Below are 13,093 nucleotides of genomic sequence, written 5' to 3' on the forward strand. Positions count from 1 at the left end.
TACAAGATAACCGATGGAAAAAACAGCCTTCCACCGTGATCTTCTAGCAACCTCTTATCTATTGACTGGTCCCTTTTGCCTCGGAATCACTGGTCCACTTTGCCTCGGAATCACTGGTATACTATGGAGCGGAATATCCACGTTGGTTTGTTCACGTCCTTTTTACATCCCGCAACTATCAAAAGAACTGGAATACAGATTAAGGTGATTTTTTTCATTTTTTAATTGTTGTTTGAAACCAAAAGTAAGGATAAGTTATCATATATGATAACCAAGTGAGGTCAATTTTAATTGACCTTGACCTTTATGGAAAACAAGGAGAAAAAGGAAAATAAGAGGGAGGAAGAAGAACAGATTTTTCTAAAGAAACTGGGTGAACGTATTACAGCGATACGTAAAGAAAAAGACGTTAAACAAGTCGAACTTAGTTCCCGTCTTAACATCGAAAAAGCTAATCTCAGTCGAATAGAAGCTGGTAATACCAATCCAACCATTCTTATGTTGAGAAAGATTTGTAAGCATTTAGAGATTGATTGGGATGATCTCTTAAAAGACTTGAATAACAATATTCAATAATAAGAAGCCCTTAAATCAATATAACTAAGGGGGTAGATAGTTACACTATTTAATTATTATTTACTTTTAATTTTTTAATTTTTTCTATAATATCATCAGCTATTAACTGGATGTTTCGCTTTATATCTTTTTCCCAATATCTTAAAACTAACCATCCATCTATAGTTAGTTTTTCATTGACTTTAACATCCCTTGCTATGTTTCGTTGAATTTTTGATATCCAAAAGTCCTTATTGGTGTCTATTCTTTTTTCAATACTATCGATGTCTTTTCCATGCCAAAATTCACTATCACAAAATATTGCAAGTTTAATTCCCTTCAAGGAGAAATCGGGTTTCCCATAGATTGTCTTATCATTTTTCCTATATCTAACCCCTCTACCCCAAAGTTCTTTAGCTAATAATAATTCTATTTTGGTGTTCTTGCTTTTAATCCGTGACATATTATAGCTACGGATTTCTTTACTATGGACATCGGGCATAATTTTTTATTTAATCGTTTATTAAGGAACTCGGTTTTCTTCGATTTGTCGAATTAAAATTTCCATTCCTTCCTCGCGAGACATTAGATTACCAAGTTCCTTGTAAGACAATTCATCAGTATAAATCCCATTTGGATCATTCCAAGTTAACCATTCTATGATGTCAGTGCGGCTCATAGAATTAACTATTTGAATCAAACCCTGTTTGGATAAACTACCTAAAAAATGATAGTCAAAATAATTCTTACTCCAAAAGCTCATTATAGTTATACAAAGTTCTAATCACTAATTATACTTTAGTGATTAGAAATCCGTCTTTCACTTTAGATATTGAAAGTGTTTTTACGTCCTTGCCTTTTCTGAAACGATTATAATAATATGCACCAGGCGTTGTTTTCAATTTCCACTCTGTTTCCAGGAAAAAAATTCCTTCCCCAGATTTAAGTTTAGAAATCGCATCACCGAAGATGATCTCTTTGCTACTCTTTTTGTTTAATTCCAATAACGTTTTTACGTCGTCTTTGCTTTTAATTTCCATGATTTACTAATTTTATTAGCTATTTTACGGAGGTTATTTTAAAAACGCAGCATTAGAAGAAAAATAAATCAATACAAGACATTACCTTTTCAGATAATGTCTTGTATTGTTTGCTTTATTTATCCCTTGATAAGAAAAATCGGTCTACCCAAAGGGTCTAATGATGGTGGTCCGTCTATAAGTCAGGAACTGATTATATCAGTTTGTTAGCAGCCAGAAGTTTCTTCAACTTCTCTACGTTTAACTTTCTTTGTTTTACCCCGTGCTTACTATCAGCATAAAGTTTAACACCATTGGTTTCTACCTCAATTCTCCTTCTCTTTTCAGTCCCGATAGAAGTTTTAAACAGCCCTGATTTTACTAAATGTTCGTCAAGGTTTGGTATAGCTATATTATCCTCAACAAAACCCTTTAAGTTATCTAAGTAATTGGTTTCACAATTTATATCAACAAGTGATAAAACACTATTCAATATTCTATCTCTCTTTTCAGATGGCATTAAAGTTTCTTCGGGTGTTACTGTTTTCATTTTGTTGTGTAATTCATCACTTAAATATCCACTAAATTCATTCTCATAAGTATTAATTAAATCTGCATCAGACATATTAGGTAACGGTGTGTTGTCCCAATACTTTTTAATTACCCCCGCTATTTCATTGTCTGATAATTCATATTCATAGTATTTATAAACACCATCGTTAAATATAGTCTCTGTTGCTTCCCAAGTAGGTTCACACGGATACCAACTACTATGAAATTCAACATTGTAAATATGTGCCAGGTTAGCGAAAATCCAATCATCACCACCTCCACTATCTCCATAAGTAATTGAATAAATTCCGTCACTTTCATCTATACTGGAATCATTTTCCATACCACCATCTACATACTCCATCAGTTCCCGATACCCCTCATCAGTAGTAATTAATTTGCCGTCTTGTGTAACTGGTGTAGTTCCTTGTAAAAGGATCTTTGCCCATTCACGGAAATTGTTGCCTGCATAAGTAAAGAAGGCATCTAATTTCTTTTCTAAATCTTCTATGGTAGCTTTATCAGTAGAACTAAATGAAATTGAATAATCTGTGCATTTTGACATAACATTTGAAATTAAAAGTAATAGACATGACACGCCATGCCACTAAGCGGAGGGTTTAATTTGTAGTCGCCTTACAGATTTGTTAGTGTCTTTTGAAGACACTGCCGGTAGCCTCGGCAGAATTGTTTAATGAGTGTGTCTACTCTATCAGTGAGTGGTTAAACATCACTCACTGGTCACTGGGTAGTGATTTCTTTCGTTGTTTGATAGGGATAAAATTAAAAATAGGATTTCGTAATTACTTCGTCAAACTTGTGTGTTTCGCTTCTGATGGAAATAATATCCATCTTCTTGATAAATCATTTGAACTATCAATTTTCAACATGTCCATTAAATCTTCATTAGAAATCGTTTCCTTAGAAAGGATTTGTTGCATTCTAATGTTTTTGAATGAGTTAACTTTGTCTTTTTCCTCTTTAACAATTTTACGTAACTCTTTAGGTAAGCATCTCAAATCTGGAGTTCTGTCTACCTTTGGTTTTATGTTTATGCTTATTTTAGGAAATAAATTTGAAACTATACCTTCAAGGTTTTTTAAGTTATCAGGGGATATAATGTCTTGTGATATTATATCTCTAAAGGATTGAAGATATTTCTCTCTGTCTTGTTCTTTTCGTTGCTCAACAAGCTTTCTCATTTCTTTGTTAAATGACCCCATGTGAATAGTTCCGTCTTTGCGATGTTTTAGTTTTTGTATCATGATATTTGTTTTAAATTGTTAAATAATAAACTGATGTTTCTTTAATTGATTTGATGTTTTACTGATTGACTGGGGCAAAGATAAATTGGATTAATGAAGATTATTTTAAAATCGCTGATACACTAATTGCAATACACTGTTTATTTTGATAACTGATAATCAAGTGGATACAATAATATGGTAAAAGATGTTGCTTTAGTGGGCGGAGGAAGTAACCCGGCGCCGGGCGAAATTTCATTAGCTCACAATGGTGTTTTATTTTTGGATGAATTGCCCGAGTTTAAACGGAGCGCGTTGGAGGTAATGCGTCAGCCACTGGAGGAACGCAAAGTAACCATATCAAGAGCCCGGTTTACGGTTGATTACCCCTCCAGCTTTATGTTGATAGCCAGTATGAATCCGTGCCCATGCGGATATTATAATCATCCCGAGAAGGAATGCATTTGCCCGCCGGGGATGGTGCAAAAATATTTGAGTAAGATCTCTGGTCCGCTGTTGGATAGGATTGACCTGCATGTGGAGGTTACGCCGGTTAACTTTACCGAATTATCATCAGACAGACTGGCCGAAAAAAGCGAGCACATCCGCGAACGGGTAATCAAAGCCCGAGAAATCCAGATAGAACGTTTTGGTAACAGGCCAGATCTGCATGCCAACGCCCAGATGAGCCCCCAAATGGTACGCGACCAGTGTAAGATAGATGTTGCAGGCCAAACGCTGCTCAAAAAAGCTATGGAAAAACTGGGCCTTTCTGCCCGTGCTTATGACCGCATCCTGAAGGTATCCCGCACCATTGCCGACCTCGCGGGCAGCGAAGAAATAAGGCTGGAACATTTGGCGGAGGCGATACATTTCAGGAGTTTGGATAGAGAAGGCTGGGCCGGGTAATGCTATCACTGTTATGCGGTTTGTAAACCCGAAAACCAGTCCCTATTGCCTGTAATGCCAATAAAGATTAAATTAAATACGCTTATAAAGTGCTCTTGCGTTAGCGCAAAAAAAAAATTAACTTCACCATACAAACGGTTAAAGGCTTAAATATATGAGTTCGTCTAAAGAAATTATTGAAAAGATGTTTGCCGCCGGGGGCATCAAAATGAATGGCGATAACCCCTGGGATTTACAAGTACATAACCCGAAAACATTCGATCGCTTGCTTAGCGCAGGCTCTTTGGGTTTCGGCGAAGCCTACATGGAAGGCTGGTGGGATTGTGAGGCTTTAGACGAGTTTTTTTTCCGGGTGCAGTATAACAGGGTTGATAAAATGATTCCCCGCGATTTTACCACCCTAAAATATGCACTTAAAGCAAAGTTTATGAACCGACAAACCAAAGGCCGGTCAAAAGATGTTGTGCGTAAGCATTATGATATTGGTAATGATATTTATAAGCGGATCCTGGATAAGCACATGTTGTATTCCTGCGCCTATTGGAAAACCGCGAAAACGTTAGATGAGGCCCAGGATGACAAGCTGCATTTAATATGCCGTAAACTTAAGTTAGAACCAGGCATGCGCCTGCTCGACCTGGGTTGTGGCTGGGGTGGACTATCAAAGTTTGCAGCCGAAAACTATGGCGTATCAGTAGTGGGAATAACCATTTCTGAAGAGCAGGCAGCTTTGGCCCGCGAAGTTAACAAGGGTTTACCGGTAGAGATCAGAGTGCATGATTATCGCGATTTGAATGATAAGTTTGATAGAATTGCCTGTGTAGCCATGATGGAGCATATTGGTTACCGAAACCACCGGGTATTAATGGAAACTGTTGAAAGAAACCTATCCGATGAGGGCATTTTTCTGCTGCATACCATCGGCGGCAATTATTCAACCAAAGTTACCGATCCCTGGATAGATAAATATATATTCCCCAATGGGATGCTCCCTTCGGCGGCCCAGATTACAACCGCGGCCATGGGTTTGTTCATTTTAGAAGACTGGCATAATTTCGGTGTTTATTATGATCGCACCTGTATGGAATGGTTAAAAAACCTGGCGCATTTTAAAGATGAGTTTATAGCCGAGCATGGCGTACCTTTTTACAGGATGTGGGAGTATTACCTCAACGCAAGCGCTGCCTCATTCAGGTCGCGCAAAAACCACCTTTGGCAAGTAGTTTATACAAAACCGGTAAAGCTGGGATTGTACGAGACTGTACGATAGGGCTTTTATACGGAAAAGCTGTCTAAAAATAAATAAATCGTCATTGCTTCGTACCTCCCTATGACAAGTTGTTGAATCCCAGACTTACGAAGTTTTAAAAACTTCGTAAGTCTTTCGCCGCTTGTCATTTCCGCCTTCAGGGTCCCTGGATTTCACAACTACCTATGACGTTTTGTAAAAACGGTTGTCATCCTGAACGCAGTGAAGGATCTTCTTCGCTATAAAAGTCGGCGATGAGCAGGGCGAAGAAAACCCTTCGTTCCTACCCATGACGTATTGAATTTTGAGGCGTGTCGGCCTGTCAGTCTGAGCCTGTCGAAGACTCGCGCGGAGAGGCCTTTGCCCGCTATCCTTCGACAGGCTCAGGATGACAGCCAGTTTTGTTACGTCATTTTCTCCTTCAGAGGCCACCAGATTTTACGACTCAGGATGACAAACTTTTCAAACGTCATTTTCCTTTCAGTGTTCCCCGGATAGTAAAACTCGCAATGACGCGCAAAAATTAGCCAACCTCTGATAACCTGTTAATTTACTTAACAAACTGCAGCCAATGGAAATTATATCCTCCCATATCGGCATAAACCCTTACTTTATTAATCCCGGCTTTTAGGTGGATATTTTTTAAATCGATAACCTGCCATTTTTTAAATCCACCGGTGCTGGGTACGTTAATGGATTGCGTTACCCCATTTACAATTAAGGAAAGTTTACCATCATCTGCAGCGGCGGCGATCTTCAGCTTAGCGGTGTATACCCCCGGTGTTTTAACCTGCAACGTGTATTGCAGCCACTCGCCCTTTTCAATATCATCAACGTAGTAGCTGTTATATGCAGCAGAATCTTTGCTGATATCTACCCCATCATTGCGGTAAACATGCCCGTTGTTGCCTTTGCCATATTTACCGGTTGCGACATGATAATCAGCAGTATCGGTATCAAAGTAGGCAAATCCATTTCGACCCATGTCATAGTCGACTGCATTAATGATAGTGCCATTGGCAACTTTGTTGGCCTTAAACGGTTTGGTAGCGGTAGTAAAGGGCTGGCGGAAGATAGCGTCGATCACATCATGATGAATGATGGCGTTTTCTAACTTTGCATAGGTAGCCATCTCTAACGTCCCGCTGTATACATTGCTTTCTTTGGGCTTATGGTGGCCTGTATTCAGGTAGTTGGTTACATCATCATAGTTCAGGTTTGATGGAATTTCGATAGGGTTGTTATTGCCCATCTTTTTAAGCGGCCATAACGCCCAGCCTATGTTGTTTTTTTCCAGCAAACCAATCGCTTCGGTTAACCAAACATTGGAGTTCTCGCCGGTTTCGCCAAGCCATACGGGTACATTATATTGGTCGCGGGTCTTAATGATATGTTCAATTGATTTTTGATCATTATAATTCCAGTATTTGTGAAAGCTGAGCACCATGTTTTTATCCCAGGTAGGAAGTATGCCGTTGTAATTGTTGCCCCATCCATTACCCTCAATAATAATGATATGCTTTTTATCAACCTCGCGAATGGCGGCGGTAATATCAACCATCAATTTTCTTAAAGGCGCGTTGGTTTTTTCCTTCAGACCGTTTTTGTCATTTGCAGGGTCATCGAAACCCCAGTTTGGTTCATTAATGATATCATAACCGCCAATATTGGGTTCGTTTTTATACCTGTCGGCCAGTTTACGCCAAAGCGCAATCATTTTTTGCTTGTTGGCCTCACTATCCCACAGTGATGGATGATCTGTATTCCGGTCGGATATATTGAGGTCATTACCCTGCCCGCCTGGTGTGGCATGAAGATCAAGGATGAGGTACATATGGTTGGCTTTGCACCAGGCCAGCAACGCATCGGTCATTTTAAAACCTTTATCAATCCAAGTATTTTGCCCGGCAACCGGCTCCTTTTCAATAGGAAGCGTATATAAATTATAATGCATAGGCAGTCGCACCGAATTAAAGCCCCAGCGGCGCATGGAATCCACGTCAATTTTGCGGGTGTTGTTGGCCAGCCAGGTATCATAAAACTCTTTGGTTTCGGCAGGGCCCATGAGTTCTTCCAGCCGCTCACGAATGCGGAACTGACGGCTATCCTTGTTCACGTGCAGCATATATCCCTCCTGCAGCATCCAGCCGCCCAGGCCCATGCCCCGCAGTAATACATTTTTACCTTTCTCGTTCACTATCTTTTTGCCGTCGGCCTTTAAAAGGCCCTGGGCGTTGCTTTGTAAGGATACAAGGGAAACAGCAGCAACAACCAATAGTCCCTTAACAACCAAAATATTTTTAACAGATTTGAGTAACATGATACTAAATTATAATGAACGTTTTGTTTAAAAATCACCAGATGTATGTACCTACCGACCCTTTATCTAAATGCGCGGCGAGGGTTTTCCCGGCGTACTGGATGTTAAAATCCTGCGCGGCATCGCTGGCATTGGCTACAATTAAAACCTTTTTGCCATCGGGTGTTTTAAAGGCCACATTGGGTAGTTTATCTGTATTGTTTGAGGCTATACGCACCGATCCCGGCCTAACAAATTTTGAAGCGTGTGCTATTGAGTAATAAGCAATGTTTTTCTTCACATCATTTTTATTGATGGTTACAGCACCCTGGCATGATGGGCAGCCGCCCCTGTCTGTGTAGGGTTTGTAATCCTGATCAGCAGCCAGGTTCCATTCCAGTACGTTGCGGCTCCAGTTACGGGTAGCGCCAATGATAAGTTGTTTAACCGGCCATGTAATATCAATGGTTGATTGATTTTCGGGCTCCACTACCATCTGTTCGGTAAAATAGATGTTCTTATCGGGGTGGGCATTGTGTACAGTGGTTAAGGCGCTTATATCACCTCCGTATAAATGAAACCCGGAGCCATCAATGTATTTACGGGCAGCGGCATCATTTAAAATAGAGATGGGATAATCAGGCCTGTCGGCATTATGATCATATAAGATGATTTTTGTTTTGATGCCGGCTGCCTTAAACGCTGGGCCTAAATTGTTTTTTATAAACGCGCCTTCATCGGGAGCTGCTAACAATAAGCTGGGGTTATTTCCCGGATGCAAAGGTTCGTTCTGGATGGTTATGGCATCAATTTTAATGCCTTGTGCCCGCATGCCCTGAATGTATTTCACCAGGTATTGGGCGTAGGTGCCCCAATATTCAGGTTTTAATCTGCCCCCGCGGGTATCATTGTTGGTTTTCATCCATGCAGGCGGCGACCACGGCGACCCTAATATTTTTATAGCAGGGTTGATGGCTAATATCTGTTTCATTACCGGGATAACATCCTGTTTATCGGGGCCAAGATCAAAATGTTTCAAAGTGGGGTCGGTTTGCCCGTTGGGCATGTCATCATATGAAAAAACCTTTTCGTTAAGATCAGAAGCGCCAATGCTCAACCGGATATAGCTAACCCCGATATTGTTTTCGGAAGTAGCAAAAAGGTTTTGTAGCAATTCGGCCCGGCTATCAGCACTCATCCGGATGATGTGCATGGCACTGCCCCCGGTAAGCGCAAAGCCGAAACCATCAATTGACTGGTACGTTTGTTTATCATCAACGGCAATGGTGAAATTATTACTCCCCGTTGCGTCAAATTTAAGGGGTTCTTTCTGCTTTTCGAACAGTGCAGATCTATCTGCCCGGGTAAGCCAAAGGCTGGCAGTTGCAGGTTTCTGGGCATAGGATATGGTTGTTGTACCCAAAAGCGTGGTTCCCAATAAAAACAAACTGATATATTTATTCATAGATCTGGTATTAAGCAAGCTGTGCATTATACTAAAAGGATTAAGGGTTGCTGAATAATTGGTGAGGTAAATTTATTATAGTTTTTGTATTTAAAACGGTAAATTATTAAGTAACAGATAAATTACCTGGTTGCGTATGCAAAGCTATGTAATTGCCTGGCAGATATATTTTAGAAACAATAAAGTAGTGGATTTGAAGTGCCTGTTGTGAAAATCAGATTTAGGACTTTTTTAATTAGAAGCTAAAATTATTTGTTTTTATTAAAAATTATGCATAGTTTCACTTGTACTATCGAATGAAAAATCCGACAAAAAAAATCATCATTTTTGATGATGACGAAGACATCCTTTCCATTTGCAGCTACATTTTAGAAGAACAGGGCTGGGAAGTGCATACCTTTACCGATTGTAATAATATTACTGACAAGGTATCGGGAATATTGCCGGACGTGATCCTTATGGATAACTGGATCCCGGATGCTGGTGGTATTATAGCAACACAAACCCTGAAAAAATCGGAAGCATTAAAAAATATCCCGGTGATCTATTTTTCGGCAAACAGTGATATTCAGATACTGGCTAATCATGCGGGGGCTCAAACTTATCTGGCCAAACCATTTGACCTGGAAGAACTGGAACGTGTTATTAGTCGGGTGCTGGAACCTGCTCACTAACATTAAATTAGATATAAAAGAAAAGACCGCCAGCTATCTGACGGTCTTTTTTATGAAAGCATAAATCCAATTATGCAAAATCATCTGCGCCAGGGCGCAGATGAAAATCTATAAGTTTATTCAATTACACTTTCTTCAAACTCATACTCTTCTAACGGAGGGCATGAGCAAATCAGTGTTCTATCGCCATAGGTATCATTTACCCTACCCACAGATGGCCAGAATTTAAAGTCGGCCACGTAAGGAAGCGGGAATGCTGCTTTTTGACGGGAGTAAGGATGCTCCCACTCGTTGCCGGTAATTACCGATACGGTGTGAGGCGCATTTTTTAATGGGTTGTCTGTTTTATCTAACACGCCATTTGCTACATCGGCAATTTCATGACGAATAGCGATCATGGCATCACAAAAGCGGTCAAGCTCATGTTTAGGCTCAGATTCTGTTGGTTCCACCATTACCGTTCCCGCAACCGGGAAGGATACAGTTGGCGCGTGGAAACCATAATCCATCAGGCGTTTGGCAATATCTGTAACCTCGATACCGAACGATTTAAACGAGCGGCAATCCAGGATCATTTCGTGAGCGCAACGGTCATTGGCTCCGGTATATAGTACCGGGAAGTGGTTCTGCAATCTTGCTTTAATATAATTAGCGTTTAGTATGGCATAACGGGTAGCATTGGTCAAACCTTCGCCGCCCATCATAGCTATATAAGCGTGAGAGATGATGAGGATAGAAGCCGAACCCCATGGAGCAGCAGATACAGCGTGGATAGATTTACCCCTGTCAATATCAACCACAGCATGACCTGGCAAATAAGGAACCAGGTGTTTAGCCACACCAATAGGGCCCATACCAGGGCCGCCACCGCCATGCGGAATACAGAAGGTTTTGTGTAAATTTAAGTGGCAAACATCAGCGCCAATATTGGCCGGGCTGGTTAAGCCTACCTGCGCGTTCATGTTGGCGCCATCCATGTAAACCTGGCCACCATTCTGGTGAATAATATCACAGATTTCGATGATCGACTCCTCAAATACGCCGTGGGTAGATGGATAGGTAACCATTAAGCACGATAACTCGTTTTTATACTGCTCGGCTTTGGCTTTCATATCAGCAACATCAATGTTGCCATTATCATCACATTTAACAACCACAATCTTCATGCCGGCCATAGCTGCAGATGCAGGGTTGGTGCCGTGTGCTGATGATGGTATTAAAGCGATATTACGATGATTGTCGCCCCTGTCGCGGTGGTAAGCTCGGATCACCATTAAGCCGGCATATTCACCTTGCGCGCCTGCGTTTGGTTGTAAGCTCATGGCTGCAAAGCCGGTAATTTCACTTAACCAGTTGTTAATTTCATCAAACAGCTGCATGTAGCCACCTACCTGGTCGGTTGGTGCAAACGGGTGAATTTTACTGAAATGGCTCCAGGTAACCGGTACCATTTCGGTGGTTGCATTTAGTTTCATGGTACATGAACCTAAAGCGATCATTGAGTGGCAAAGCGAAAGATCTTTAGCCTCTAATGATTTGATATAACGCAGCATTTCATGTTCTGAATGGTGCGTGTTAAATAATGCGTGTGTTAAATAAGCTGATGTACGCTGTAATTCAACAGGAATAACAGTTTCCAAACCGGCTTTCAATCCGTCAAAATCAACATCGCTAAGCGTTTTGCCCAATACTTTGGCAAAAAACCTTACTATGGTTTTGATATCCTCTGCCGATGTTGTTTCATCAACAGAAATAGTTACAACTGAGCCATTGTAACTAAAGTTCATCTCGTTATTTAATGCCTCAGAATGAATTGGACCAGCTAAGTGGGCAACATCAAACTTCAACGTATCAAAGTATGATTCGTTCAGTTGCTCATAACCTAACTCACCAAGGGCTTTAGCCAATAGTACGGTTAAGCCATGAATTCTTTCGGCAATAAGTTTAACGCCTTGAGGGCCATGGTATACTGCATACATACCAGCCATGATAGCCAATAATGCCTGCGCGGTACAAATATTTGAAGTTGCTTTATCCCTGCGGATGTGTTGCTCGCGGGTTTGCAAAGCCATACGCAAAGCGTAGTTACCTGCGCTATCAATAGTTACACCAATGATACGGCCCGGGATAGAGCGTTTATATTCATCTTTAGTGGCAAAAAATGCCGCATGCGGACCGCCAAAGCCCATGGGTACACCAAAGCGCTGGGTGGAGCCAACAACAATATCGGCACCCCACTCGCCCGGAGGCGTTAACAGCACCAGGCTCATGATATCGGCAACAACGGTTAGTTTAATACCTTTTTCGTGACCTTTAGCGGCAAAATCTGTATAGTTATAAACAGCGCCATTACCGGCCGGATATTGAACTATAGCGCCAAACATATTGTCGGTTAGTTCAACAGTGCGGTGATCACCTATTTGTAGTTCGATGCCGTAAGGCTCAGAACGGGTTTTTAAAATATCAATAGTTTGCGGGAACAGTTCTTCGGATACAAAGAACACGTTGGCAGCAGTGTTTTTGCGTAAGCTGTACTGCATAAACATAGCTTCAGCAGCGGCGGTACCCTCATCTAATAATGATGCGTTGGCAATTTCCATCCCGGTAAGGTCAATTACCATGGTTTGGAAGTTTAATAATGCCTGTAAACGGCCTTGCGCAATTTCGGCCTGGTAAGGCGTATACTGGGTGTACCATCCCGGGTTTTCGAGGATGTTACGCTGGATAACGCCCGGCACAATCACATCATAATAACCTTTACCAATAAATGATTTAAAAACCTTGTTTTTTAAAGATGTTTGCTTTAAAGTAGTAAGGTAATCAAATTCGCTTTTTGCGGGAGGTAAATTGAGTGGTTTTTTAAGCCTGATCCTGTCTGGTACAGTTTGCGCTATCAATTCATCAAGTGAATTAACACCGATGGTTTTTAACATTTTTGCCGTATCGGCCTCATTTGGAGCAATATGCCTTGACTGGAATTGTTCCTGGTAATCTGCGTTAAGCTTCATGAAGTAGTCGTCCCCTTAAATTTGCCACAAAGGTACGGTTTTACAATATGAGTAACAATCGCGTAATATGATATTGACAAAACGTTTACAGGCAATTATTGTATTTTAGTACCTTGACT

At 40.9% G+C, this 13,093-nt stretch carries 10 protein-coding genes and 1 pseudogene; 4 read left to right on the forward strand and 7 right to left on the reverse strand.

Going from position 1 to position 13,093, the window contains the following annotated elements; genetic code table 11:
• Positions 1-306: 306 nt before the first annotated feature.
• On the forward strand, positions 307-576 hold the full coding sequence (locus tag Q0R88_RS17250) for a helix-turn-helix transcriptional regulator (protein ID WP_295718436.1): 270 nt from the start codon (positions 307-309) through the stop codon (positions 574-576).
• A 49-nt stretch (positions 577-625) separates the two neighbouring features.
• On the opposite strand, the gene Q0R88_RS17255 is transcribed toward Q0R88_RS17250, so the two are convergent.
• From Q0R88_RS17255 to Q0R88_RS17270, 4 genes are all read right to left on the reverse strand, one after another.
• Positions 626-1,057, reverse strand: a complete 432-nt coding sequence (locus Q0R88_RS17255; protein WP_295718438.1) for a very short patch repair endonuclease — start codon at positions 1,055-1,057, stop codon at positions 626-628.
• Between the two features lie 289 nt (positions 1,058-1,346).
• Positions 1,347-1,595 (reverse strand): hypothetical protein, encoded by a 249-nt coding sequence (locus Q0R88_RS17260; RefSeq protein ID WP_295718439.1) that lies wholly within the window; start codon positions 1,593-1,595, stop codon positions 1,347-1,349.
• A 193-nt stretch (positions 1,596-1,788) separates the two neighbouring features.
• Positions 1,789-2,691: a hypothetical protein gene (locus tag Q0R88_RS17265; RefSeq protein ID WP_295718440.1), complete on the reverse strand. Its 903-nt coding sequence runs from the start codon at positions 2,689-2,691 to the stop codon at positions 1,789-1,791.
• 238 nt (positions 2,692-2,929) lie between these two features.
• On the reverse strand, positions 2,930-3,391 hold the full coding sequence (locus tag Q0R88_RS17270; protein ID WP_295718442.1) for a hypothetical protein: 462 nt from the start codon (positions 3,389-3,391) through the stop codon (positions 2,930-2,932).
• Between the two features lie 171 nt (positions 3,392-3,562).
• Here Q0R88_RS17270 and Q0R88_RS17275 point away from each other — a divergent pair.
• Together Q0R88_RS17275 and cfa are read left to right on the forward strand one after the other, a co-directional pair.
• Positions 3,563-4,279, forward strand: a pseudogene (locus Q0R88_RS17275) (ATP-binding protein); the annotation flags it as partial.
• A 154-nt stretch (positions 4,280-4,433) separates the two neighbouring features.
• Positions 4,434-5,549 (forward strand): cyclopropane fatty acyl phospholipid synthase, encoded by a 1,116-nt coding sequence (gene cfa / locus Q0R88_RS17280; RefSeq protein WP_295718444.1) that lies wholly within the window; start codon positions 4,434-4,436, stop codon positions 5,547-5,549.
• Between the two features lie 529 nt (positions 5,550-6,078).
• Here the strand turns inward: cfa and Q0R88_RS17285 are convergent.
• A complete protein-coding gene (locus Q0R88_RS17285; RefSeq protein WP_295718446.1) occupies positions 6,079-7,848 on the reverse strand; it encodes a cellulase family glycosylhydrolase in 1,770 nt (589 codons plus the stop codon).
• 34 nt (positions 7,849-7,882) lie between these two features.
• Positions 7,883-9,292 carry a glycoside hydrolase family 30 beta sandwich domain-containing protein gene (locus Q0R88_RS17290; RefSeq protein ID WP_295718448.1) on the reverse strand — a complete coding sequence of 470 codons (1,410 nt, stop codon included), beginning with the start codon at positions 9,290-9,292 and terminating at the stop codon, positions 7,883-7,885.
• 296 nt (positions 9,293-9,588) lie between these two features.
• Here Q0R88_RS17290 and Q0R88_RS17295 point away from each other — a divergent pair, with 296 nt between their 5' ends.
• A complete protein-coding gene (locus Q0R88_RS17295; RefSeq protein WP_295718451.1) occupies positions 9,589-9,966 on the forward strand; it encodes a response regulator in 378 nt (125 codons plus the stop codon).
• A gap of 116 nt (positions 9,967-10,082) precedes the next feature.
• Here Q0R88_RS17295 and gcvP read toward each other — a convergent pair whose 3' ends face one another.
• Complete coding sequence (gene gcvP, locus Q0R88_RS17300; RefSeq protein ID WP_295718453.1) at positions 10,083-12,974, reverse strand: aminomethyl-transferring glycine dehydrogenase; 2,892 nt, start codon at positions 12,972-12,974, stop codon at positions 10,083-10,085.
• Positions 12,975-13,093: the final 119 nt, after the last annotated feature.

Source organism: Mucilaginibacter sp., assembly GCF_025362475.1.
Lineage (GTDB): Bacteria > Bacteroidota > Bacteroidia > Sphingobacteriales > Sphingobacteriaceae > Mucilaginibacter.